Origin of the sequence: Leifsonia stereocauli, from assembly GCF_038432415.1 — a bacterium.
Classification (GTDB): Bacteria; Actinomycetota; Actinomycetes; order Actinomycetales; family Microbacteriaceae; genus Orlajensenia; species Orlajensenia stereocauli.
This window is the reverse complement of the sequence record NZ_JBCAUN010000002.1, coordinates 120,159-143,319: the sequence shown is the minus strand read 5'-3', so window position 1 is coordinate 143,319 and position 23,161 is coordinate 120,159. Positions and strand designations below refer to the sequence as shown.

The following is a 23,161-nucleotide window of genomic DNA, read 5'->3' as shown; positions in this document are numbered from 1 at the left end:
ATTGCCGACCGCGGGAAACGATTATATACTAACTGAACGATCGGTAAGTAAAGCCGATCTTGATCGAGGAGTCGACGATGACCAGCCCCGCAGACCTCGCCGTGGCGAGCGACCCGACGCCGGAGGAAGCGCAGTTCGGAGCCATCATCGCGGCCGACGGACGTATCGAGCCGCGCGATTGGATGCCCGATGCCTATCGCAGGACGCTCGTGCGCCAGATCTCCCAGCACGCCCACTCCGAGATCATCGGGATGCAGCCCGAGGCGAACTGGATCACCCGGGCGCCCAGCCTGAAGCGGAAGGCCATCCTGATGGCCAAGGTGCAGGACGAGGCCGGACACGGGCTCTACCTCTACTCGGCAGCCCAGACTCTGGGCACGACGCGCGACGACATGATGAACGCGCTCATCGCCGGAAAGGCGCGGTATTCGTCGATCTTCAACTATCCGACACCCACCTGGGCGGACATGGGCGCGATCGGATGGCTCGTCGACGGTGCCGCTATCTGCAACCAGGTGCCGCTCTGCCGGGCGTCGTACGGACCGTACGGCCGCGCCATGGTGCGCATCTGCAAGGAGGAGTCCTTCCACCAGCGGCAGGGCTTCGAGATCCTGCTCGAACTCATGCGGGGAACGCCGGCCCAGCAACGCATGGCCCAAGACGCAGTCGACCGGTGGTACTGGCCGTCCCTGCAGATGTTCGGCCCGCCCGACGACCAGTCGCCGAACTCGGCGCAGTCGATGGAGTGGAACATCAAGCGCTTCACGAACGACGAACTACGGCAGCGCTTCGTCGGCATGCTGGTGCCTCAGGCCGAGGTCCTCGGTGTCACGCTGCCCGATCCTGAACTGCGATTCGACGAGGCGAGCGGCCGGTACGTCATGAGCGAAATCGACTGGACCGAGTTCAACGAGGTGCTCGCCGGACGGGGTCCGATGAACGCCGAGCGCCTGAAGCGCCGACGCGATGCCCACGAGGACGGCGCCTGGGTGCGCGAGGCCGCCGCTGCATACGCCACCAAGCGCGCGGCGGAGCGGAGGGCCGCCGCATGAGCACCCCCGGCCAGTCTCCGGCCGAGCCCTGGCCGCTGTGGGAGGTCTTCGTGCGCGCCGGCCGAGGTCTCAGCCATGTGCACGTCGGCTCGCTGCACGCTCCAGACGCCGAGATGGCCGTCCGCAATGCCCGAGACGTCTACACCCGCCGCAACGAGGGGGTGTCGGTCTGGGTGGTTCCGGCCGACGCGATCACGACGAGTGACCCCGACGCGAAGGGTGCCTGGTTCGAGAGCCCGGCCGGCAAGAACTATCGTCACGCCAGCTACTACACCGCCAGCGAGGGGGTGAAGCACCTGTGAGCTCACCGGATGCCGAGTCCGCCCATGGCGCCGTCTCCGTCGACGAGATCACCCTGTCGGCCGAGCTGGCCGGTGAAACCGATGCCGTCGCATCCGTCGACGTCGCGGAGTACGCACTCTGGCTCGGGGACGACGCGCTCGTGCTCGCCCAGCAGCTCGGCTGGTGGATCTCCCGCGCTCCGGAGCTCGAGGAGGACGTGGCGCTCGGCAACATCGGGCTCGACCTCGTCGGCCACGCGCGTTCCCTGCTGCGCTACGCTGGCACCGCGACCCGCCGCAGCGAGGACGACCTCGCCTATTGGCGCGACGAGCCGGAGTTCCGGAGTGCCTGGCTGTTCGAGCAGCCCAATGGTGACTTCGCCCACACCATCGGCCGACAGCTCATCGCCTCGGTCTACCTCGTCGAGCTGTACTCGCGGCTGTGCGCGTCCCGGGATGCGACCCTCGCCGCCATCGCGGCGAAGGCGGTCAAGGAGGTCGACTACCACCGTGACCACGCCACGCAGTGGACTCTCCGTCTCGCCCTCGGCACCGAGGAGTCCCGCCGCCGCATGACACTCGCCCTCGCCGACCTCTGGCCGTACGTCGACGAGCTCTTCGTCGATGAGCCGCTGGTCGATCGGCTCGAGGGCGTGGCCGTGCGGCCGTCGACCATGCGGCCGGCATTCGATGCCGTCATCGACTCCGTGCTGGGAGAGGCCGACCTCGTGCGGCCCGCCGGATTCATCGCCGCTGGCGGCGGCCGTACGGGCAGGCACTTCTCCACACTCGGCTACATCCTGGCTGAGATGCAGGTGCTCGCGAGGCAGCATCCGGGGGCATCATGGTGACCCGAGCCTGGGCTGTCGCCGCGACGATCGTCGACCCCGAGATCCCCGTGCTGACCATCGAGGACCTCGGTATCCTGCGGGCCGTCGACGAGGACGGCTCTGCGGTGCGCGTGCGCATCACGCCCACCTACAGCGGCTGCCCTGCCGTCGAGGCCATCCGGGACGACGTGACAGATGCGCTCCGCGCGTCGGGCTATGACGAGGTGACCGTCGAGCTCGTGCTCGCGCCGGCGTGGACCACCGACTGGATGAGCGAGACGGGGAAGCAGAAGCTGCGGCGGTACGGGATCGCCGCACCCAGCGGCCTCGCGGTGGCGCGCCCCTCCGGGCCGGTGCGTCTCGCGCTGGCGGTGAAGTGCCCGCGCTGCGATTCGCTCGACACCCGGGAGATCGCGCGCTTCGGCTCGACCTCGTGCAAGGCGCTGTACGAGTGCCGCGCTTGCCTGGAACCGTTCGACTACTTCAAGGTGCTGTGATGGCGGCCAGGAACCTGGGCGCAACCGCAACCGCAACCGCAACCGCGACCGCGACCGCAACCGCGACCGCTGCCTCGACTGCTGCCGGTACGGCGGCATCCGTACCGGGCCGTCGGCGTGCGCGCTTCCACGAACTCGAGGTCGCGGCCGTGCGGCCGCTCACCGCCGACAGCGTCGAGGTCACGTTCGCCGTGCCCGACGGGCTGATCGGCGAGTACGACTACCTGCCCGGTCAACACGTCGCCCTGCGCGCCACCATCGACGGGCATGAGCTTCGCCGCAGCTACTCGATCTGCCGGCCGCCGCGCCGCGCCGCCGACGTGGGGAGCATCTCGGTCGCGATCAAGCGCGACCTCGGCGGCCGATTCTCGAGCTGGGCGAACAGTGAGCTGCACGCAGGGGACCGCATCGACGTGATGAGTCCGCAGGGGACTTTCACCACCTCCCTCGCGGACTTCGACGGTCGGCACATCGTGGGCATCGCGGCCGGCTCGGGCATCACGCCGCTCATGTCGCTCGCCCAGACCGTGCTCGCGGCATCCGACACCGCGCGATTCACCCTCGTCTACACGAACCGATCGAGCCTCGACGTCATGTTCCTCGACGAGCTCGGCGACCTCAAGGACCGGTATCCCTCCCGGCTCGCCCTGCACCACGTGCTCTCGCGGGAGCAGCGCACCGCGCCCCTACTGTCCGGTCGTATCGACGAGGGCAAGCTGCGCCGGATGCTCGACGTGCTCATCCCGCCGCCGACCGTCGACGAGTGGTTCCTGTGCGGTCCGTTCGAGCTTGTGCAACTCTGCCGAGACACCCTGGAGAGCGTCGGAGTCGAGCGCTCCCACATTCGCTTCGAGCTGTTCACGACCGGAGAGGACGACCGGCCGACCGGCGAGCATGGCCGCCCCGTGGTCGTACGCGCCGGTGACGAGGTGGTGCGGATCGAGTTCTCCCTCGACGGTCAGTCCACGACGGTCGAGAGTCCGGTGGGCGCCCACGAGTCGATCCTGAACGCAGCCCTCCGCGTCAGGCCCGATGTCCCCTTCGCCTGCGCGGGTGGGGTCTGCGGCACCTGCCGTGCCCGCATCCTCGAGGGCAGCGTGCAGATGACGGAGAACTACGCTCTCGAACCCGATGAGCTCGAGCGCGGTTACATCCTGACCTGCCAGTCCCATCCCACGACAGAGCACGTGCTCGTCGATTACGACGTCTAGGAGTCGACCCATGATCGAGCTGAGCATCGTCGACGGCGTGGCCGAAGTCGTGCTGAATGCCCCGACCCGCCTGAATGCTCTCGACCCTGCGGCGCTCGCCGAGTTGCTCGAGGCCTACATCGAGGCCGAGCGATCCGGCGTGCAGGCCCTCGTGCTGCGCGGAGAGGGCCGCGCGTTCTGCGCCGGCCGTGACATCGCGAACGTCGACCCGGCCACCGACGACGTGCTGGGCTACCTCGGCGACCTCGTCACGCCGTTGCTGGAACGGATGAGCCGGTTCCCGGCGCCCACCTTCGCCAGCGCGCACGGTGCGTGCCTCGGCGTCGGCCTGGGCCTGCTCATCGCCACCGACGTCGTCTACGTGGCGGAGTCGGCGAAGATCGGCTCACCGTTCGCCGCTCTCGGCGCGACCCTCGACTCGGGTGGGCATGCCCTGTTCTTCGAGCGGCTCGGAGCCCACAAGACCCTCGACCTCATCTACACCGGGCGTCTCATGAGCGGCACGGAGGCTGTCACGTCGGGACTCTTCTCGCAGGTGCTGCCGGATGACCAGGTGCTCGAGTCGACCCGCGCAGCCGCCCGAGGAGCGGCATCCGGGGCCACCCAGGCGTTCCTCGAGAGCAAGCGCCTGATCGCCGGCCTGCGCGACGAGCGCCTGGGGCTGTGGCGCTCGATGGACGCCGAGAACCGCGCGCAGGCCGCCCTCTGCTCCACGGCGGACTACCGGGAGGGGTTCGCCGCCTTCCGCGAGAAGCGCGCGCCGATCTTCACCGGGCGCGGCTGACTCCCGCCTCGGCGGGAGTCACTGCACGACGTGCTCGACGCCCTGACCGACGTCGATGACCACGCCCACGAAGGAGGGTACGACACCGGACATCGCCGTCTGCAGGTCGTCGAGCGGCGGCACGGAGCCGTCGTCGGTCGTGACGTCGAGCGTTGCCGTGAGACCGCTCCACTCGACCGCGTAGGTGCGCGCACCCTCCTCGCCGTCGAGCCAGGCCTGCGTAGTCTGCTGGATGGCGACCGACCAGCGGGCGATCTCGATCGAGGCGACCGAGTTGGCCGCCAGCGGTATCGCGATGATCGCGGTGAGTACGGCGACGACGGTGTAAGCCCGTCGACGGTTCGCGTCCGGCGACGATCCAGGCTCGCGGGCGTAGCCGGCCACGGTGAAGACGATGCTGCTGGCGATGACGAGGGCTACGACATTGGACAGGAAGAGGAGCAGGGCGCCCAGAGCGTCCTCCCACAGTCCCTGCCCGACGCACACGCCGACGACTCCGAGGGGAGGCACGAGCGAGATCGCGATGGCCACGCCGGGAAGGATGGCGCTCAGGTCCTTCCTGCACATCGCGAACCCGCCGGCCAGGCCGGTGGCCAGCGCCGCGACCAGGTCCATCAGGCTGGGAGACGTGCGTCCGACGACCTGGGAGTTGGCGGCGAGGCTCTCCGGCGTGGCCACGAAGGCCGCGAAGACCAGGCCGAGCAGGACGACGATCACCAGGCCCGCGAGCACCCACGCGATCGATCGGACGACGAGCCCCATGTGCCCGGTGACGATGCCGAGCCCGATGCCGAGGATCGGGGTGCCGAGGGGCGCGATGATCATCGCGCCGATCACCGTGGCCGTCGAATCGGTCAGGATACCGGCGATCGCGATCGTCCCGGCGAGGATCAGCATGATGAGGAAGCCGCCGCGCTTGCTCACCCTGTCGCCGCTGTCGAGATCGAGGGCGTCGGTCAGGTATTCGACCGGCTGGCGCTTCGACGTCGGGATGAGGACATCGACGAGACGAGACATGACGGCTCCATTCGAGCAGCGATGCGTCCATGCTGGCACGAGCGGCCAGCGGGCGGCAGGCCCATCAGGTCGGGATGCAGGTCGCGGATCCGCCCGAGGGAAAGTTCGTCAGACGGTCAGATGGAGCGGATGACGGGAATCGAACCCGCGCTATCAGCTTGGGAAGCTGAAGTTCTGCCATTGAACTACATCCGCGTTACGGCCATGAAGCCGTGCGAGAAATACTAGCAACCGCGCCGTTAGGCTGACGACGTGCTTCTCTCCGACCGTGACATCAAGGCCGATCTCGCCGCCGATCGCATCAATCTCGAGCCCTACGACGAGGCGATGGTGCAGCCGTCGTCGATCGACGTGCGGCTCGACCGCTTCTTCAGGCTGTTCGACAACCACAAGTATCCGTTCATCGATCCGGCGGAAGACCAGCCCGAGCTCACGCACCTCATCGAGGTCGCTCCCGACGAGCCGTTCATCCTGCACCCCGGTGAGTTCGTGCTCGGCAGCACGTACGAGGCCGTCACCCTGCCCGACGACATCGCCGCGCGCCTCGAGGGCAAGTCGTCCCTCGGCCGCCTCGGCCTGCTGACGCACTCGACCGCGGGCTTCATCGACCCCGGATTCTCGGGCCACGTCACCCTCGAGCTCTCGAACGTGGCGACCCTGCCCATCAAGCTCTGGCCCGGCATGAAGATCGGCCAGATGTGCTTCTTCAGGCTCACCTCGCCGGCCGAGAAGCCCTACGGTTCGGCGGAGTACTCCTCCCGCTATCAGGGGCAGCGCGGGCCGACGGCATCCCGCTCGTTCCAGAACTTCCACCGAACGGATGTCTCGGGCACTGAGGCCGGTCGCCCCGGAGCCTGAGCCCAGTACGGACGAACCGCGGAGTCGCCCCAACCTTTTCTGCGAGGTGGTCGTCTAGACAGGTAGAGGAACTTGTCGAAGGGGGATGCCATGGCCGAGAGGTCAGGCTGGGAGAAGGTCGTCACCGACCTGGTGGCAGAACGCGGGGTGAATCTCACGCGCTACGCCTACCTGCTCTCTGGAAGTCGCGACGACGCTGCCGATCTCGTGCAGGACGCCCTGGTGCGTACTTTCGGGCGTCTGCGCAACGGCTTCACCGTCGACAGCGCCGAGGCCTACGTGCGCCGCGCCATCCTCAACTCCTATCTCGACACCGGTCGTCGCCGCTCCCGTTGGCTGGCGACGGCCCATCTGCACGTCACCCCCGAGGAACGCGAGTCATCGGCAGGGGCGACGGATGCCCGCCTCGACCTGAACGCGGAACTCGCGAAGCTCACGCCCCGCGAGCGCGCATGCATCGTGCTCCGGTACTACGACGACCTCACGATCGACGGGGTCGCGAAGGCGCTCGGGATCGCATCCGGAACCGTCAAGCGCTACCTCAGCGACGCTCTGGGCAAGATGGCGGTCGCACTGTCAGCTGATGACTCCGCGCTCCAGACAGCGCTCGCACTGAAGGGATCCGACCATGCCGAGTGAAGACGAGCTGCGCGCCAGCCTGCACGACGACGCGGCGCGATCGACCTACACGGATGCCGCTCACACCATCGACCTGGGCCAGGTCATCCGTCGCTCGCGTGGACGACGCCGGCCCCGGATGCTGCTCGCCGGCGGAGGCGCCGCGCTCGCCGTGGTTGGACTCGCCGTGACCGCCGCCTTCGGCCTGCCCGCGCTGGCCGAGCAGTACACGACGCCGCCGCCCTTCGCGGAGACGACGACGCCCACGCCCGAGCCGACCCCGGATCCCACCGCAACCCCCACCCCAACGCCGGCTACGACAGCATCCGCAGTCACCATCCCGACCGACTGCTCGGGCATCTACACGAAGGACTGGACGCCCGAGATGGGTGGGCTCGTGTTCAGCCAGGTGGTACTGGGCGAGAATTCCCAGAGGTACGCATCGCTCGATTCGACGTTCGGCCCGGCACTCGAGGCCGGCAGTTCCCTCGGCTGCCGGTGGAGCGATCACCTCGGTGAGGCCGGGCTGGCCACGGATGTCGCCTCTATCGCGCCCGAACTGCAGGTCAGCCTGATCGAGCACGCCCGATCGATTGGATACGCGTGCCGCGACGAGTTCGAGGGAACCCGCTGCGACATCGAGAGTGAGCTCGAGTCCGAGCCGGGCCAGGCCCGGTTCGGCGAGTCCCACTTCTTCCGGGATGGAATCTGGGTCGCCACGCGGTGGGTCCGCATCAATCCCGACGGCTACACGGAGGACATCGTCACGGCGCTGTTCGGGACCCCTGCGGCGCCTCCAGCGTCTCCTGTCGTGATCCCCAGCGACTGCGATGACATCTACACGAAGGACTGGACGCCGCAGATGCAGGGCCTTGTGTTGAATCCTCCATGGGCTGACGAGGAGGAGGGCTCGGATATCTTCGGTGCCCGTGACGAGGAGCTCCGCGCAGTGCTCAGAGATGCGGTTGCGCTTCCCTGTCATTGGCTGAATCCTGCAGGCGCGAGCGACACCGGTGGCCTGGTGACAGACCTGGCATCTATCTCGCCCGAGCAGACCGCTGCCGTGATCGAGCGCATGAATGAGATCGGCTTCTCCTGCTACGCGGAGCACGGCGGCACGCGTTGCGTGACGGAGGAACAGGTCCCGGATGGCGCGCAGGGGGAGTCGCATTTCATCCGCGACGGCATCTGGTCCGCCACCGAATGGACCTTCGTCTCTCCTGACGGCTACACCGCAGACATCGAGCAGGCGCTGTTCGGAGACTGACTCGGAGCCCGTAGGCCGCTAGTCGGCGAGGAACGGCTGGTACTCGTACCCGTCATCGTCGAGGATCGCGACGGTGTTCTCCGGCACCTCGACGAACGCGCCGGGCAGGTTGTTGAGGGGCTCGGAGACGACCACGCGCGCCCGATCGCCGAAGAGGTCCAGGCGCTCGGCATCCGGGTACATCTCGCGCAGGGCGGGGATGCCGACGGAGTGGAACAGCGTGCGCGTCTTCCCCTGGCTCGAGTAGCGGAAGGTCCAGAGCGTCGTCCCGTCCGAGACCGCGAGCGTGCCCTGCATCGGGAACGTGACACCGTGCTCGCGGCCGACTGACTCGACCATGCGCACGGCCTTCGCCATCGCGCCGATCGGGTCCTCCTGGAGCCCGAGGGTCAGCGCGAGGTGGAAGAGCACTTCCGAGTCGGTCGTCCCGTGGATGGCCGGGTAGAGCGACGGATCGACCGCGAACGTCAGGTCGCGCTTGTACTTGCCGAAGTCGGAGAGGAACCCGTTGTGCATGAACATCCAGTTCTCGTGACGGAACGGATGGCAGTTGGTCTGCTGGATGGGAGGACCGCCGGCGGCGCGCACGTGAGCGAAGAACAGCGGGCTCTCGACGGCCTGGGTGATCTCGCGAAGGTTCTCGTCGTGCCACGCTGGCTCGATGCTGTGGAACAGCGCCGGGATGCCGCGCGTGCGGTCGTCCCTCGGATACCAGCCGAATCCGAAGCCGTCTCCGTTCACGGTCTCGGCTCCGAGTGGCGAATTGAGCGATTGTGCCACGAGGGAGTGCTGAGCGTCCAGGATCAACGTGGACGGCTGGAGCGGTTCGCCCGAGTAGGCCAGCCAACGGCACATGTCGCAACCTCCGTAGCATCGTCATCGATGCTCGTGATGCTACTCGTGCTGTGCGACCGCGTCACCCGCTGATGCCTGCGTACCGGACACCTGTCTGTAACCCGGCCCCGGTATCGTCTGAGTATGAGTCCCGTCACCACGTCCGCGTTCACGGCGGCCCTCGTCGCCGATGGTCCGGCGCCCGAGAGCAGCGTGTACGCGCGAGGGTTCGGCTCGTTGGTCGGTTCGTGGGCGGTGAAGGGCCGACGTCTCGATGAGGCATCCGGCACCTGGAAGGAACGTGAGTTCACCTGGATCGTCTCGTTCATCCTCGGCGGCCACGCGATCCAGGACGTCGAGGTCGTGCCCAGCGCGGATGACCCCGAGGTCATGGAGACTCTCGCTACGGGTGTGCGCGTCTACGATCCGGATGCCGGACTCTGGCGTGTGAGCTTCTTCGCCCCGCAGACCGGGGACTTCTGCCACCTTGTTGCGAGCCGACACCGCGACGGCATCCGCCAGGACGGATCGCAGACCGACGAGCGGCCGATCCGGTGGAATTTCAGCGCGATCACGGAGACGAGCTACGTCTGGGACGCCTGGGTCTCGAACGACGACGGTCGCACCTGGGAGCCCACGGAGCACAACGAGGCCGTGCGGTTGAGCTGACGCGTTCGGCTGCGCTTCGGCCGCGGACTCCGTCCGGACCTCAGCGACCGGGTGAGTCACCGACGGGCGGGTCAGCGACCGGTCGGGTCGACCAGTGCGTTCGCCCGCTCGACGGCACTCGGCGCCGCCGCGCCGCTCATCAGGCGGTCGACGAGCTCATCGAGGGTCTTCGTGACGATGCGGGGCATGTCGACGGCATCCGGATCGAGCAGCCACTGCACCTGCAGGCCGTCCATCACGGCTATGAGAGTGGATGCGGCATCGAGGAGGTCCTGCCGGGAGGCGTGACCCTCGGTCACCTCACCGAGGACGCCGGCGATCTTCTCGCGCAGCACGGTGGTGCGGTCGCGGAAGTACTCCTGGGCCGGGTGACCGTCGGTCACTGACTCGGCCGACAGCACAGCGTAGGTCTGCACGACTCCGGGGCGATGAGTGTTCTCGGCGACCGTCTCGATGATGTGCGAGAGGAAGGACGGCCCCTCGGCCTGCTCGCGTGCCTCGACACCGGCGACCTCGATGCCGTCGCGGTACTTGAGCACGGCGATGAGCAGGCCCTCCTTCGAGCCGAAGTGGTGCAGCACGCCGGCGTGCGTCATGCCGGCCTGCTCGGCCACCTCCACGAGCGCGCCCTTGTTGTAGCCGCGCGCACCGAACACCTGCATGGCCGCCTGCAGCACGGCTTCGCGGCGCTCGAGCGTGCGGGCCTGCGGGCGCTGCACCCTGTCGGCCGCTGAGACCACCCGGGTCGCGGTCTGTGCCGTATCGGCCACGGTCGTTCCTTCCATCGTGCCGACGGCTCCTGTCGGCACTCACACATTCTCGAAGCTGCCGGCCTCATCGCGGAAGTCTCCGGAGCGAGTCGCGGGCGAGTTCGACGCCGTTATCAAAGCGTTACCGCAGTGACTTACTGACTTGTAAGTAAGTGTGCCACGATAACCAACATCACTCAATGACGAGCTCTGATCTGGAGTATAGGCGTGACCCTCAGCACCACAGCCACCGGCCGGTCGGTCGATCGGAGCACCGCTTCCGTCGCAGCGCTGGACACAGCCGCTCTCGCATCCGGGCTCCCGCTCGACGAGAAGGTCGCCCTGCTCACCGGGGCCGGAACGTGGGTTCTGCACAACATCGACGCGATCGGGCTGCGCACTGTCACGGTGTCGGACGGCCCCATCGGCGTGCGCGGAGTCGACGGCGACGGGCGACCGTCGGCCCAGCTGCCGGCACCCAGCGCCACGGCCGCCACGTGGGACGTCGACCTGCAGGCGCGCATCGGCACGCTGATGGCAGGGGAGGCCCGACGAAAGGGCGTCGACGTCGTGCTCGCACCCGTCGTCAACCTGCAGCGCACGCCCGTGGGCGGTCGCCACTTCGAGTGCCTCTCGGAAGACCCCTTCCTCACCACGCAGCTCGCCGTCGCCTTCATCTCCTCGCTGCAGGAGCAGGGCGTCGCCGCCTGCATCAAGCACTTCATCGCCAACGAGACCGAGACCGATCGCACCGAATACGTCTCCCGCATCGACGAGCGCACCCTCCGCGAGGTCTACCTGGCGCCATTCGAGGCCGTGGTCGAGGCCGGCGTCTGGACCATCATGGCCGCCTACAACGGTCTCGCCCTCGAGGGCGTCGAGGCCACGGCGACAGAGCACGGCCCGCTGCTGAACGGCATCCTCAAGGGTGAGTGGGGCTTCGACGGCGTCGTCATCAGCGACTGGCTGGCGACCAAGAACACCGTCGAGGCCGCCTTCGGCGGACTCGACCTCGTGATGCCCGGCCCCGGCGGCCCGTGGGGCGAGAACCTCACCCGGGCTGTCCGCGACGGCCGCGTGCCGATCGACGTCATCGACGACAAGGTGGCGCGCATTCTGCTCCTCGCCGAGCGCGTCGGAGCACTCACCGGCAGCGCCGGAGACGTTCCCTCGTTCGACGCGACGGATGCCTCCCCCGAGCCCGACGCCCCCGAGATCCGCGCACTCCTCACCGAGCTGGCCGCCCGCTCCACGGTCGTGCTGCGGAACGATGGCGCCCTGCTCCCGCTCGGCACCGACACCACGAGCGTCGCCCTCATCGGGCCGAACGCTGCGAAGCTCTTCACCCAGGGCGGCGGCAGCGCCTTCGTGCGCGCCCCGCTGGTGGCCGACCCCGTCGCGGCTCTGCGTGAGGCCCTGCCCACGGCATCCGTCACCCTGCACCGCGGCGGAGTGAGCGAGGCCGGCGCCCCCGCGATGCCGAGCGAGCTGCTCTCCACCCCTGACGGCGCCCCCGGAATGCTCATCGAGCACCTCGACTCCCGCGGCGCGGTCGTCGACACGAGCGTGATCACGGATGCCGCCCACATCTGGTTCGACATCCTCGATCCGCGCGTCGTCGACGTGCGATTGACCACCGACGTGAGCGTCGCCGGCGGCGGGCACCACGCGATCGAGTTCGCCCCCGTCGGGTCACACCGCATCGAGGTCGACGGCGTGCTGCTCAGCGAGTCGCCCGCCCGCGTCGGCAGCGAGGTCGTGCTCAACTCCTCCTACGCGAACCCCGAGACCTTCACGGCCGTGCTTCCGGATGATGACGCCGACCGCGTCGTGCACATCGAGGCCGTGCTGCAGGTCGTGCAGGCCGACGCCTACGGCGACTTCGTGCGGCTGCACCTGCGCTACCGCGAGCCCGGGCTGTCCGTGGAGCAGGAGATCGCCGAGGCGGTCGCTGCTGCAGGGGCATCCGATGTGGCCGTCGTCGTCATCGGAACCAACCCCGAGACGGAGTCAGAGGGCTGGGACCGCCCGAACCTCGACCTGCCCGGCCATCAGAACGAGCTCGTGCGCCGCGTGCTCGAGGCCAATCCGCGCACGATCGTGGTCGTGAACGCCGGTGCCCCGGTCATCCTGCCGTGGCTCGACGAGGTTCCCGCCGCCCTCTGGTGGTGGCTGCCCGGCCAGGAGGCCGGCACGTCGCTCGCCGCGGTGCTCACCGGAGCCATCGAGCCCTCGGGCCGCCTGCCCTGGACGCTTCCGGCCGATGAGGCCGACGTCCCCGTGGCGAACGGCCTCCCCGTCGACGGCTTCGTCGACTATCCGGAGGGCATCGACGTCGGCCACCGCGGCTGGGACCGTCACGGCCTCACTCCGGCCCGCGAGTTCGGCTACGGGCTCGGGTACACGACGTGGGAGTACCGCGGGATCGCTGTGACGGATGCGCCGGCGTCCGGTGCCGAGAGCGCGGCCGCCGGGGGCGCAACCACCCTGGCCACGGCCTCCATCACCCTCGCCAACTCCGGCCGGCGCGCCGGCCGCGAGGTCGTGCAGGTCTACCTCGAGGCGCCCGCAGAACCAGCCGACCCTCAGCGCCCCGTGCGCTGGCTGGCCGGCTTCGCAGTCGTCGACGCCGAACCCGGTGTCGAGATCACCGTCGACATCCCGCTGGCCAGACGATCCTTCGAGATCTGGTCGACGGATGCCGCGACCTGGCGACTCCCCGCCGGCACGTATCGTGTCGTCGCAGGACGATCCAGCCGAGATCTCCGTCTCGGGGCCGCACTTGCGGTCTCCTGAGGGGGAGTCCACCACCACGAAGCACCACACGCACCACGGGCATCCGCTCGACACACAAATGAGATGCAAGGAGGCATTCAGATGAGAAAAAAGCTCATCATGGCTGCGGCGGCATTCGCCGTCGCCGGACTCGTCCTCTCCGGTTGCTCCCCCTCTTCGGGGAACAACTCGGGCGGAGGCAGCGACAAGCCGCTCACGATCGCCATGCCGAACGGCGCGATCACCGAGAACTCGAACCCGTTCCTCTCCACGGCAGCCGGATCCCAGCTGGGCTACCGCTGGGCGATCTACGAGCCCGTCGTTCAGTTCAACCTCGCTGAGCCGAGCAAGCCGGGCACCCCGTGGCTGGCGGAGGAATTCGCGTGGAACGACGACTACACGGCCATCACGTTCACCGTCCGCGACGGCGCGAAGTGGTCTGACGGCGAGGACATCACCGCAGATGACTACGTCTACACATTCGAGCTGCTGCGCGACAACGCCGCACTGAACGTCTCGGCACTGCCCATCACCGACGTCACCGACAACGGTGACGGCACCGTCACGGTCGGCTTCGAGACCTCGCAGTACGTGCGCCAGCAGTTCATCTACCAGACCTTCATCGTGCCGGAGCACGTCTGGTCGAAGATCGCCGACCCCGAGACCGACGTCAACAAGACGCCCGTCGGGTCGGGCCCGTACACCCTGAAGACCTGGACGCCCCAGGTCGTCACACTCACCGCGCGGGACGACTACTGGGGTGGGGAGCCGCCGGTGAAGACGCTGCAGTACAGCTCATTCACCGACAACGCGGCACTCACGACGGCCCTCACCTCGGGCCAGGTGCAGTGGACGTGGACGTTCATCCCCGACTACGAGAACGTCTTCATCGCGAAGGACCCGGCGAACCACCTCGCCTGGTTCCCGGCGGGTCTCGGCATCGACCTGCTCTACGTCAACACCCAGGAGAAGCCGTTCGACGACGCCGCCGTGCGCAAGGCCGTGAGCATGGTCATCGACCGCGACAAGATCTCGACGCAGGCCTACTCGGCCACATCGCCGGCGATCACCAGCGAGACAGGCCTGCCGCAGCCGGCCGGTGACCCGTTCATCAGCTCGGAACTCACCGACGCCACCTACGAGGTCGACGTCGACGGTGCCAAGAAGGTGCTGGCGGATGCCGGGTACACGCTGGATGGCGACAAGCTGATCGACCCGTCGGGTACTCCCGTCACCTTCAGCCTGACCAACCCCACCGGGTGGTCGGACTACCTCGCCAGCCTGCAGATCATCGCCGACTCGGTGAAGCCGCTCGGGATCGACGCCACTGTCGACGCCCAGGCGGCCGACCCGTGGTTCGACGCCGTCGCGCAGGGCAACTTCCAGGCGACCAACCACTGGACCGACACGGGAATCACGCCCTACGACATCTACTCCAACTCGATGAACGGCACCTTCAATGTGCCGATCGGTGAGAGTGCCGAGTGGAACTTCGGACGCTACGAGAACCCGAAGGCGACCGAACTGCTCAGCCAGTACGTGGCGGCCACGGACGACGCCGGACGCCAGACGGCGCTCGACGGACTGCAGCAGATCTTCGTCGACGACGTGCCGGCCATCCCCACGGTCGGTCGCGCATTCGGTGCCGAGTTCTCGCAGAAGTACTGGAAGGGATGGCCGTCGGCAGACAACCCCTACGCCCACCCGCAGCCCACGCAGCCCAGCGTCTCCCAGGTTCTGATGAGCCTCGAGGCGAACAACGGCTAGGTGAGTGACGTGTGAGGGGCGGGGAGTCTTCCGGATCCCCGCCCCTCATGCAACGCTGCACATGCACCGTCTCGAAGAGGAGATCATGAACGACGTCGTTCTCGAGGCCCGCGGGCTCACCAAGCACTACACCAGCGGGCACTTCCGCAAGAAGCGCATCGTGCGCGCCGTCGATGGTGTCGACATCACGTTGCGACAAGGCGAGGTCGTCGCCCTGGTGGGCGAGTCCGGCTCCGGCAAGTCCACGATCGCGCGGCTGCTCTCGCAGCTCATCCCGCGCACCGCCGGCGACATCCTGCTCGACGGCGAGAGCATCACGGTGGGCTACGGCCACGCGTTCCGCGCCTACACGAAGCGCGTTCAGATGATCTTCCAGGACCCGTTCGCATCGCTCAACCCCGTGCACCCCGTGCGGCACACCCTCAATCGTTCGGTCAGCATCCACAGCCCTGCGCTCTCGAGGAAGGAGCACGACGCCGCCGTGCTCACCCTGCTCGAGCGGGTGCACCTGCGCCCTACAGAGCGCTACGTCGACAAGTACCCGCACGAGCTCTCGGGCGGACAGCGCCAACGGGCGTCGATCGCGCGGGCCCTCGGCGCATCGCCGTCGGTGCTCCTCGCGGACGAGCCCATCTCGATGCTCGATGTGTCGATCCGACTCGGCGTGCTCAATCTGCTGCGGGAACTGCGCGACGAGCTGCGCATCGCCATCCTCTACATCACGCACGACATCGCCTCCGCTCGGTACTTCGCCGACCGCACCATGGTCATGTACGCCGGCCGCGTGGTCGAGACCGGCGACAGCGAGATCGTGACGCAGCATCCGGCGCACCCCTACACGAACCTGCTCATCGCCTCAGCCCCCGATCCCGATGCCGAGCACCCGGAGGGCCGCGCCAAGGGCGAGCCGCCGAGCCTGGCGAAGACGCCCACGGGCTGCAGCTTCAACCCGCGCTGCCCGTTCGCGAGCGAGCTCTGCCGCTCCGAGGCTCCACCCCTGCTCGAGCTGCCGCTTCCCGTCAGTGTCACCTCGGCGTCGTTGGCATCGACCGATCCGGCGACGGATGCCGCAGCCCCCGTGCCGCGCCAGGCCGCCTGTTGGCTCTACGACACCACCGGACGCACGGATGCGCCATCCGCCCCCGAGTTCGTCGCCGATGCACTGGGAGTCGCCCGATGAGGTTCCTGCTCCGTCGCCTCGCGTTCTACGCGATCACCCTGTGGGCGGCCGTCACCATCAACTTCCTGATCCCGCGGATGCTGCCCGGCAACCCCGTGCAGTCGATCATGAACCGCTTCCAGGGCACCATCTCGAGTTCGGCCGTCACCAGCCTCAAGGCGCTGTTCGGCATGGACGACCCGCAGCCGCTGTGGGTGCAGTACTGGAACTACATCGGGCGCATCCTGCGGGGTGACTTCGGCCTCTCGTTCACCTACTACCCGACGCCGGTCTCCGAGGTGATCGCGCAGGCGCTGCCTTGGACGATCGGCCTCGTCGGCATCGCCACGCTGCTCAGTTTCATCATCGGCACCAGCGTCGGCGTCCTCGCCGGCTGGCGCCGCGGCAGCTGGATCGACGGGGTGCTTCCCGTCGCCACCTTCTTCTCGGCCGTTCCGTACTTCTGGCTCGGCCTCATCGCCATCATGATCTTCGCCGTGTGGATCCCGATCTTCCCGGCGTCGGGAGGCTACGCGTGGGGGGCCGTCCCGGGCTGGAACGTCGAGTTCATGGGCTCGGTGCTCTACTACGGCATCCTGCCGGCCATCACGATCATCCTGAGCTCCATCGCCGGGTGGATCCTCGGCATGCGCAACATGATGGTCACGGTCTCGAGCGAGGACTTCGTGACGGTCGCCCACGCCAAGGGCCTCAAGGAGCGCACCGTCATGGTGGGCTACGCGGCCCGCAATGCCGTGCTGCCGCAGATCTCGGGCTTCGCGCTCTCCCTCGGCTTCATCGTGGGTGGAACCCTCGTGACCGAGATCGTGTTCAGCTACCCGGGCATCGGCTTCGTGCTGTTCCAGGCCGTGAACGCCAAGGACTACCCGCTGATGCAGGCGATCTTCCTCGTCATCACCATCGCCGTGCTCGTGGCGAACCTCCTCGCCGACGTCCTGTACGTCGTGCTCGACCCGCGCACCAGGCAGGACTAGAACCATGGGATTCGTACGCAACCGAAAATCGCTGACCGGGCTCATCATCCTGGGCTTCTTCGTGCTCATCGCGATCATCGGGCCGTGGATCGCCCCCTACGACCCCGACGCCCTCGGCGACGCGACTCTCGCTCCGCCGAGTCCGGAGCACTGGCTGGGCACCACGCAGGTCGGACAGGACATCCTGTCGCAGCTGCTCGTCGGAACCCGTGGCGTGCTCGTCGTCGGCTTCGTCTCGGGCGCCATCGCCACCTTCCTCGCCGTGATCGTCGGCGTCACTGCGGGCTACGTCGGCGGGGTGACGGATGAGGTCCTCTCGGCGCTCGCCAACATCTTCCTGGTCATCCCGGCGCTCCCGCTCATCATCATCATCTCGAGCCAGTTGCCGTCGGCGGGAGAGTTCACCACGGCCGCGGTCATCTCGATCACGGCGTGGGCCTGGGGATCCCGCATCCTGCGAGCGCAGACCCTGTCCCTCCGCAACCGCGACTTCATCCAGGCTTCCCGCGCCAACGGCGAGTCGCTCTGGCGCATCGTCACCGTCGAGATCCTGCCGAACCTCACGGCCATCATCGCGTCGAGCTTCGTGGGCACCGTGACCTTCGCCATCCTCTCCGAGATCACGCTGGCCTTCATCGGCGTCGCGTCGATCTCCGACTGGAACTGGGGCACCATCCTGTTCTGGGCGCAGTCCAACCAGGCCCTGGCCCGTGGTGCGTGGTGGTGGTTCGTGCCTGCCGGCCTCTGCATCGCCCTCGTCGGCATGGCCCTGGCGCTCATCAACTTCGGCATCGACGAGTACGTGAGCCCGCGGCTGCGCACCACAGCCGCCCGCTCGCGCGACCTCAAGCGCCTCGGCATCACCCCGCGCGTCGGCTTCACGCCCGTCGCCCGTGGCCACCTCGCTCCACCGAAGCCGCGTCGTCGACCCAAGCCCCATGAGCCCATCCCCGCCATCGACACGTCGTTCGCCATGATCGAAGAAGAGGCCAGCCGATGACCACCCAGACCCGTCAGGCCCGTTCCGAGCGTTCGGCGCGCCCCGACGTGCGCGTCGTGCCGCCGCCGGCGCAGCTCGCCGACGACCTCGTGCTCGACATCCGCGAGCTGTCCGTGCAGTACGGCTACGGAGACAATGCCGTGCAGGCCCTCAAAGGCGTCTCCCTGCAGCTCGGTCGCGGGGAGATCCTCGGGCTCGCCGGGGAGAGCGGATGCGGCAAGTCGACGCTCGCCTACGCCGCGACGCGGCTGCTCCCCCCGCCCGGAGTCATCACCGGGGGCGAGGTGCACTTCCGAGCCGTCGACGGGCAGGAGCACGAGCTGCTGTCGCTCAGCGACAACGAGCTGCGGGCCGTGCGCTGGAGCGATCTCGCCATCGTGTTCCAGGGCGCGATGAACTCGCTCAACCCCGTGTACCGCATCAGCAGGCAGATCCTCGACGCCATCCAGGTGCATCGGCCAACGTGGTCGTCGAAGCAGCGCCAGGACCGCGCCAAGGAGCTCATGCAGCTCGTCGGCATCCCGGCGGAACGCCTGCGTGCCTTCCCGCACCAGCTCTCGGGCGGCATGCGCCAGCGCGTGATGATCGCCATGGCTCTCGCCCTCGAGCCGCAGATCCTGATCATGGACGAGCCGACGACGGCGCTCGACGTCGTGATGCAACGCCAGATCGTCGAGCAGATCGTGCAACTGCGCGACCGCATGGGATTCTCGGTCATCTTCATCACCCACGACGTGTCGCTGCTCATCGAGATCGCCGACCGCATCGCCATCATGTACGCCGGGGAGATCATCGAGCAGGGCCCGGCCGAAGAGCTCTACCGTCGTCCGCGGCATCCGTACACCCGAGGGTTGCTGAAGTCGTTCCCGCCCCTCAAGGGACCGAAGACAGAGCTCACGGGCATCCCGGGCTCACCTCCCGACCTCGCGAACCTGCCGACGGGCTGCAAGTTCCACCCACGCTGTCCGTTCGCCATGGAGAAGTGCGTGACGGCGGAGCCCGTGCTGCAGATCTCGCCGGCGAAGCCCGAGCCCGGTCGCACTGTCGCCTGCTGGCTGCACGAGGCCGAGTCGCTGCTGCCCGCAGAGCTGGCGCGGTAGCTACCCGCTCAGGATCCCGCGGCTCGCAGAGGGCCGAGCGCAGCGACCGCCCGAAGCTCCCGCCGCTCGCTGAGGGCCGAGCGCAGCGACCGCCCGAAGCGCTTCGGCCGCTCACCGCATCCGGACGTCAACGATCGGCCAGCTGGTCCTGGTTCGCCTTCACCGGGATGAGCAGGAGCAGCCCGACGAGCAGCACCAGCACGATGCCCAGGATGCCCCAGTACTGCTCGCCGCCGATGGTCACGAACAGTGCGAACGCCGTGGGCGCCAGGAACGTCGCCGCCCGACCCGTCGTGGCGTAGAGCCCGAAGACCTCGCCCTCGCGACCGGCGGGGATGAGCCTGGACAGGAACGTGCGGCTGGCCGACTGCGCCGGGCCGACGAAGAGGCAGAGTGCGAGGCCGAAGATCCAGAAGACCACGGTGCCGCCGTCGTGCAGGAGGAACACCAGCGACCCGGAGATCACGAGGCCGACCAACGCCGTGATGATCACGGGCTTGGCGCCGAGCCTGTCGTCGAGGTAGCCGACGCTGATGGTCGAGATGCCTGCAACGACGTTGGCGGCGATCGCGAAGATGATGACGTCGCCGGGGGAGAAGCCGAAGGTGCCGGCAGCGAGCACGCCGCCGAAGGTGAAGACGCCGGTGAGCCCATCGCGGAACACGGCGCTGGCGAGCAGGAAGTAGACCGTCTGGCGGCTGGTCTTCCAGAGCCGGGCGATGTCCTTTCCGAGAACGGCATACGACTGGATGAAGCCGACGCGGGCCCGCTTGGCGGCATCCGTCACCGGAAGCTCGGGAATGGCGAACAGCACGGGCAGGGCGAAGATCGCGAACCACAACGCCGCGATCACCATCGAGACGCGCACGGCGAGGCCATCGTCGCCGGTGACGCCGAAGAGTCCGACCTCGGGCTTGATGAAGCCGAAGTAGACGATGAGCAGCAGCACGATTCCGCCGATGTAGCCCATGCCCCAGCCGAATCCGCTGACGCGTCCGACGGTCTTGGGCGTCGAGATCTGGGCGAGCATGGCGTTGTAGTTGACGCCGGCGATCTCGAAGAACACCGTGCCGACGGCCAGCAGGATGAGCCCGAGCAGCAGGTAGTCGGGGCTCGGCTGCACCAGGAACATGAGGGCCAGGCAGGCCACCACCACGGCGGTGTTCACGGCGAGCCAGAGCTTGCGGCGGCCCGACGTGTCCGAACGCTGGCCTGTCACCGGGGCGATCAGGAGCACCACGATGCCCGCGAGTCCGAGCGCCCAGCCGAGCTGGGCCGACACCGCGGCCTCCTCGCCGAATGCCTGGCCGGTGAGGTAGACGGTGAAGACGAAGGTGGTGGCGACGGCGTTGAAAGCCGCCGATCCCCAGTCCCACAGGCCCCACGCGAGGATCTGCCCTCGAGTGGTCTGCGGATCGGCAACGGTGCTGGTCATGCGCTCAGGCTAATGCCGCGGGGTGAACGACACGCTGCATCCCGGTATCGGAATACGAGCGCCGGAAGCCGGCCCGACGGCCGGGCCCGGCATCCGTCACCACAGCTCGGCGACGAGCTCGGCGAAGAATGACTCGGCGTCCCGGTCGAGGCCGTGCCTGCTGAACCAGGTGCACACGTTCGTCACGTCGCGGTGCAGGAAGTCGAGGCCGCCCGGATTGGCGGCGACGTCGACGAGCTGGGGCAGGTCGATGACCACGACGCGGCCGTCGTGCACGAGCAGGTTGTAGGCGGAGAGGTCTCCGTGGGCGACGCCGGCCCTGGCGAAGGAGCGCATGATCTCGAAGGTCTGGTCGAAGAGCGGCTCGAGCTCGTCGCGTCGCGCCCGCACCTGGGCGAGGCGCGGTGCGGCGGTGCGGCCGTCGCCGATGAACTCCATGAGCACCTCGGTGGAGTTCACCTGCACGGGGTAGGGGACTGGGACGCCGGCCGCGTGCGCACGGCAGAGCGCCTCGAACTCGGCGAACGCCCATCGCCCGGAGGCGACGCTGCGGCCGTAGGAGGAGCCGCGCGCGATGGCTCGGGTGTCGCGGGTGTTCCGCATCCGTCGCCCCTCCTGATACTGGGCGGATCGGTGGAAGTCGCTGGTCTCGAGGCCGCGATATCTCTTGGCTGCGAGCAGGCAGCTGGGCCCGGGGCTGCCGGAGCCGTCGTCGGGGACGCCGCGCTCGATGAGGAACACGTCGCCCTCCTTGCCGGTCTTGACGATGCCGAGCTCGGTGTCGAAGGCGGCCGCGCTCGTGACGAGCCACGAGGGATACGGCTGGGGTCCACGCTCGGACGGCGTGATGGACGGCCAGGTCGACCAACGTTGGCCATCACCGGGTTCGGCAGGGTTGAAGGCGCCGTCGAACTCGTCGAAGGCTGTGCTGGGAGTCGTGTTGCTCGTGCTGGTGCTGTTGCTCGTGCTGGTGCTCGGGCTCGTGAGGGTGGGGGTGGTGACAGGGGTGTCGACAGACAAGGTGATGTTCTCCGGATGAGACGGAGGCCACCGGATGTCCGCGCCGCGTGAGACGCCGGGCGGGTGCTAGCGGATGACCTCGAGGAAGGAGGAGTGAGCAGGTGTCACTGAGAAGACGGCCATGCGATATCACTCCCTTCGATCTCCGGTGCAACGGATGCGCGAACGCGCGCGCTCAGCCTACGCCCGCGCGCGCCGTGGGGGCAATGGGCGCGCGTGTGTGCTCCTGCCGTCTTCCGTGCTGCAGTTGTGGTCGCTTCGGGGAGCGCATTCCGGCCGCAATTGCAGCGCCGGAGGATCATCGCGTCCAGCCGCGGGAGGACAGCGCCCGTTCGAGGCGGGCGAGCACCTCGCGCTCGCTCATGTGCTTGCCGACGCGGATGACGATCCAGGCGTCCTCGGAGAGGTCGTTGAGCCGGTTCACGTCGGTCGCGAACTGGCGCCCGTCGAGGCGATGCTGCTCGCCGTCGTACTCGAGCAGCACCTTGTAGCGGCGGTAGACGAGGTCGCCGTGCGTGTTCCGACCGGACGACAGGGCGATAGCGCTGTTGAGCTCCGCCTCGGGAAACCCACCGCGCATCGTCACGAGGCGCAGGCGGCTCTCCCGGGCGGAGGCGGAGCGCTCCCGGATCGACGTGCGTGCCGAGGCGATGCGGCGGGCGCCGGGTCGCGCACCGAACGCGGCGATCGCCAGGTCCAGGTCACCGAGGGTGACCAGCGGGCGCGGCCAGCCGACGAGGCGATCTCCGGCGATGATCGCTTCGTCCAGGCTCAGCAGCCTGACGGTCTGGCACCAGGCGTCGCACGGGGAAGCGACGGAGAGCCCTCGATGGCGCACGATGACGGCGTCCCGAGCTCCTCGATGGCCGACGGTGCCGCGAATGCGGGGTGGCTGGCTGCCGGCAGCGGAACTCACGTGCAGCAACGACTCGGCCTCCAGCCGGCGCGGGAGCGGGATCTCCCAGAGCAGGGCGCCGGTGGAGTGGCTGAAGTACTGCGTTGCCGGCATCCGGGCGGCGTAGGCGTGGCAGAGGGCCTCGAGGTCGTCGGGGACGGTCGCGGTCCGAACGCCACGGAACGGCGAGCCGAGGTCGTTCGCCCGGGTGCGGGCTCGCGTCACCCCGTGGTGCTCGGCGTCCGCGACGGTGAAGGGTCGCGTGGCGAGCACGGGCGGTAACGGGGCTGGGCGGCGCATGCCCGATGGTCGCTCTCGCCCGTGCCGGCGCTCGTCGACGGACGGCAT

General features: G+C 68.3%; 22 protein-coding genes and 1 tRNA gene. 16 read left to right on the top strand and 7 right to left on the bottom strand.

Annotated features, from left to right (window positions below):
- Positions 1–77 precede the first annotated feature (77 nt).
- The 6 genes from paaA to AADV74_RS09525 are packed head-to-tail and all read left to right on the top strand — an operon-like array spanning position 78 to position 4,655.
- Positions 78–1,052, top strand: a complete 975-nt coding sequence (gene paaA / locus AADV74_RS09550) for a 1,2-phenylacetyl-CoA epoxidase subunit PaaA (RefSeq protein WP_342113438.1) — start codon at positions 78–80, stop codon at positions 1,050–1,052.
- Positions 1,049–1,354, top strand: coding sequence for a 1,2-phenylacetyl-CoA epoxidase subunit PaaB (gene paaB / locus AADV74_RS09545; protein ID WP_056170287.1), 306 nt, complete (start codon positions 1,049–1,051; stop codon positions 1,352–1,354). The genes paaA and paaB overlap by 4 nt, the downstream gene beginning before the upstream one ends.
- Positions 1,351–2,184 (top strand): 1,2-phenylacetyl-CoA epoxidase subunit PaaC, encoded by an 834-nt coding sequence (gene paaC, locus AADV74_RS09540; protein ID WP_342113434.1) that lies wholly within the window; start codon positions 1,351–1,353, stop codon positions 2,182–2,184. Before paaB ends, paaC begins: the two co-directional genes overlap by 4 nt.
- Complete coding sequence (gene paaD, locus AADV74_RS09535; protein WP_342113432.1) at positions 2,178–2,660, top strand: 1,2-phenylacetyl-CoA epoxidase subunit PaaD; 483 nt, start codon at positions 2,178–2,180, stop codon at positions 2,658–2,660. The genes paaC and paaD overlap by 7 nt, the downstream gene beginning before the upstream one ends.
- Positions 2,660–3,871, top strand: a complete 1,212-nt coding sequence (gene paaE, locus AADV74_RS09530) for a 1,2-phenylacetyl-CoA epoxidase subunit PaaE (RefSeq protein ID WP_342113429.1) — start codon at positions 2,660–2,662, stop codon at positions 3,869–3,871. Before paaD ends, paaE begins: the two co-directional genes overlap by 1 nt.
- Before the next feature lie 10 nt (positions 3,872–3,881).
- The gene (locus AADV74_RS09525) at positions 3,882–4,655 is read left to right on the top strand and encodes an enoyl-CoA hydratase/isomerase family protein (protein WP_342113428.1); all 774 of its coding nucleotides are present in this window, start codon (positions 3,882–3,884) and stop codon (positions 4,653–4,655) included.
- An 18-nt stretch (positions 4,656–4,673) separates the two neighbouring features.
- On the opposite strand, the gene AADV74_RS09520 is transcribed toward AADV74_RS09525, so the two are convergent.
- Positions 4,674–5,672 (bottom strand): TIGR00341 family protein, encoded by a 999-nt coding sequence (locus tag AADV74_RS09520; protein WP_342113425.1) that lies wholly within the window; start codon positions 5,670–5,672, stop codon positions 4,674–4,676.
- A 121-nt stretch (positions 5,673–5,793) separates the two neighbouring features.
- Positions 5,794–5,867 (bottom strand) — tRNA-Gly (locus AADV74_RS09515).
- Between the two features lie 57 nt (positions 5,868–5,924).
- Between AADV74_RS09515 and dcd the strand changes: the two genes are divergently transcribed.
- From dcd to AADV74_RS09500, 3 genes are all read left to right on the top strand, one after another.
- A complete protein-coding gene (gene dcd / locus AADV74_RS09510) occupies positions 5,925–6,530 on the top strand; it encodes a dCTP deaminase (protein ID WP_342113422.1) in 606 nt (201 codons plus the stop codon).
- Between the two features lie 90 nt (positions 6,531–6,620).
- Positions 6,621–7,169: a sigma-70 family RNA polymerase sigma factor gene (locus AADV74_RS09505; RefSeq protein ID WP_342113419.1), complete on the top strand. Its 549-nt coding sequence runs from the start codon at positions 6,621–6,623 to the stop codon at positions 7,167–7,169.
- Complete coding sequence (locus AADV74_RS09500; RefSeq protein ID WP_342113417.1) at positions 7,159–8,415, top strand: hypothetical protein; 1,257 nt, start codon at positions 7,159–7,161, stop codon at positions 8,413–8,415. Before AADV74_RS09505 ends, AADV74_RS09500 begins: the two co-directional genes overlap by 11 nt.
- Positions 8,416–8,433: 18 nt before the next feature.
- On the opposite strand, the gene AADV74_RS09495 is transcribed toward AADV74_RS09500, so the two are convergent.
- On the bottom strand, positions 8,434–9,270 hold the full coding sequence (locus AADV74_RS09495; RefSeq protein ID WP_342113415.1) for a class II glutamine amidotransferase: 837 nt from the start codon (positions 9,268–9,270) through the stop codon (positions 8,434–8,436).
- 123 nt (positions 9,271–9,393) lie between these two features.
- Between AADV74_RS09495 and AADV74_RS09490 the strand changes: the two genes are divergently transcribed.
- A complete protein-coding gene (locus AADV74_RS09490) occupies positions 9,394–9,918 on the top strand; it encodes a hypothetical protein (RefSeq protein WP_342113412.1) in 525 nt (174 codons plus the stop codon).
- 71 nt (positions 9,919–9,989) lie between these two features.
- On the opposite strand, the gene AADV74_RS09485 is transcribed toward AADV74_RS09490, so the two are convergent.
- A complete protein-coding gene (locus AADV74_RS09485; protein ID WP_342113410.1) occupies positions 9,990–10,688 on the bottom strand; it encodes a TetR/AcrR family transcriptional regulator in 699 nt (232 codons plus the stop codon).
- A 207-nt stretch (positions 10,689–10,895) separates the two neighbouring features.
- On the opposite strand from AADV74_RS09485, the gene AADV74_RS09480 reads away from it, so the two are divergent.
- The 6 genes from AADV74_RS09480 (at position 10,896) to AADV74_RS09455 (ending at position 19,463) form a co-directional block, all read left to right on the top strand.
- A complete protein-coding gene (locus tag AADV74_RS09480) occupies positions 10,896–13,463 on the top strand; it encodes a beta-glucosidase family protein (protein ID WP_342113408.1) in 2,568 nt (855 codons plus the stop codon).
- Between the two features lie 81 nt (positions 13,464–13,544).
- On the top strand, positions 13,545–15,209 hold the full coding sequence (locus tag AADV74_RS09475) for an ABC transporter substrate-binding protein (protein ID WP_342113406.1): 1,665 nt from the start codon (positions 13,545–13,547) through the stop codon (positions 15,207–15,209).
- 85 nt (positions 15,210–15,294) lie between these two features.
- Positions 15,295–16,389: an ABC transporter ATP-binding protein gene (locus AADV74_RS09470; protein WP_342113405.1), complete on the top strand. Its 1,095-nt coding sequence runs from the start codon at positions 15,295–15,297 to the stop codon at positions 16,387–16,389.
- On the top strand, positions 16,386–17,363 hold the full coding sequence (locus tag AADV74_RS09465) for an ABC transporter permease (protein ID WP_342113402.1): 978 nt from the start codon (positions 16,386–16,388) through the stop codon (positions 17,361–17,363). The genes AADV74_RS09470 and AADV74_RS09465 overlap by 4 nt, the downstream gene beginning before the upstream one ends.
- A 4-nt stretch (positions 17,364–17,367) precedes the next feature.
- Entirely contained in the window at positions 17,368–18,363 is a 996-nt protein-coding gene (locus AADV74_RS09460; protein WP_342113399.1) for an ABC transporter permease, read from the top strand.
- A complete protein-coding gene (locus tag AADV74_RS09455) occupies positions 18,360–19,463 on the top strand; it encodes an ABC transporter ATP-binding protein (RefSeq protein WP_342113396.1) in 1,104 nt (367 codons plus the stop codon). Before AADV74_RS09460 ends, AADV74_RS09455 begins: the two co-directional genes overlap by 4 nt.
- A 127-nt stretch (positions 19,464–19,590) precedes the next feature.
- Here the strand turns inward: AADV74_RS09455 and AADV74_RS09450 are convergent, their stop codons facing one another.
- The 3 genes from AADV74_RS09450 to AADV74_RS09440 form a co-directional block, all read right to left on the bottom strand.
- Positions 19,591–20,898: an MFS transporter gene (locus tag AADV74_RS09450; protein WP_342113393.1), complete on the bottom strand. Its 1,308-nt coding sequence runs from the start codon at positions 20,896–20,898 to the stop codon at positions 19,591–19,593.
- A gap of 96 nt (positions 20,899–20,994) precedes the next feature.
- Positions 20,995–21,918: a serine protein kinase RIO gene (locus tag AADV74_RS09445; RefSeq protein ID WP_342113390.1), complete on the bottom strand. Its 924-nt coding sequence runs from the start codon at positions 21,916–21,918 to the stop codon at positions 20,995–20,997.
- A 298-nt stretch (positions 21,919–22,216) separates the two neighbouring features.
- Positions 22,217–23,161 (bottom strand): hypothetical protein, encoded by a 945-nt coding sequence (locus AADV74_RS09440; protein ID WP_342113387.1) that lies wholly within the window; start codon positions 23,159–23,161, stop codon positions 22,217–22,219.

Coding starts and splice junctions, on each gene's coding strand:
- AADV74_RS09470 (WP_342113405.1), top strand. CDS start 15,295: ATGAACGACGTCGTTCTCGAGGCCCGCGGGCTCACCAAGCACTACACC.
- AADV74_RS09495 (WP_342113415.1), bottom strand. CDS start 9,270: ATGTGCCGTTGGCTGGCCTACTCGGGCGAACCGCTCCAGCCGTCCACG.
- AADV74_RS09525 (WP_342113428.1), top strand. CDS start 3,882: ATGATCGAGCTGAGCATCGTCGACGGCGTGGCCGAAGTCGTGCTGAAT.
- AADV74_RS09450 (WP_342113393.1), bottom strand. CDS start 20,898: ATGACCAGCACCGTTGCCGATCCGCAGACCACTCGAGGGCAGATCCTC.
- paaB (WP_056170287.1), top strand. CDS start 1,049: ATGAGCACCCCCGGCCAGTCTCCGGCCGAGCCCTGGCCGCTGTGGGAG.
- AADV74_RS09520 (WP_342113425.1), bottom strand. CDS start 5,672: ATGTCTCGTCTCGTCGATGTCCTCATCCCGACGTCGAAGCGCCAGCCG.
- AADV74_RS09505 (WP_342113419.1), top strand. CDS start 6,621: ATGGCCGAGAGGTCAGGCTGGGAGAAGGTCGTCACCGACCTGGTGGCA.
- paaA (WP_342113438.1), top strand. CDS start 78: ATGACCAGCCCCGCAGACCTCGCCGTGGCGAGCGACCCGACGCCGGAG.
- AADV74_RS09440 (WP_342113387.1), bottom strand. CDS start 23,161: ATGCCGTCCGTCGACGAGCGCCGGCACGGGCGAGAGCGACCATCGGGC.
- AADV74_RS09500 (WP_342113417.1), top strand. CDS start 7,159: ATGCCGAGTGAAGACGAGCTGCGCGCCAGCCTGCACGACGACGCGGCG.
- paaD (WP_342113432.1), top strand. CDS start 2,178: ATGGTGACCCGAGCCTGGGCTGTCGCCGCGACGATCGTCGACCCCGAG.
- AADV74_RS09475 (WP_342113406.1), top strand. CDS start 13,545: ATGAGAAAAAAGCTCATCATGGCTGCGGCGGCATTCGCCGTCGCCGGA.
- paaE (WP_342113429.1), top strand. CDS start 2,660: ATGGCGGCCAGGAACCTGGGCGCAACCGCAACCGCAACCGCAACCGCG.
- AADV74_RS09465 (WP_342113402.1), top strand. CDS start 16,386: ATGAGGTTCCTGCTCCGTCGCCTCGCGTTCTACGCGATCACCCTGTGG.
- AADV74_RS09460 (WP_342113399.1), top strand. CDS start 17,368: ATGGGATTCGTACGCAACCGAAAATCGCTGACCGGGCTCATCATCCTG.
- AADV74_RS09490 (WP_342113412.1), top strand. CDS start 9,394: ATGAGTCCCGTCACCACGTCCGCGTTCACGGCGGCCCTCGTCGCCGAT.
- AADV74_RS09455 (WP_342113396.1), top strand. CDS start 18,360: ATGACCACCCAGACCCGTCAGGCCCGTTCCGAGCGTTCGGCGCGCCCC.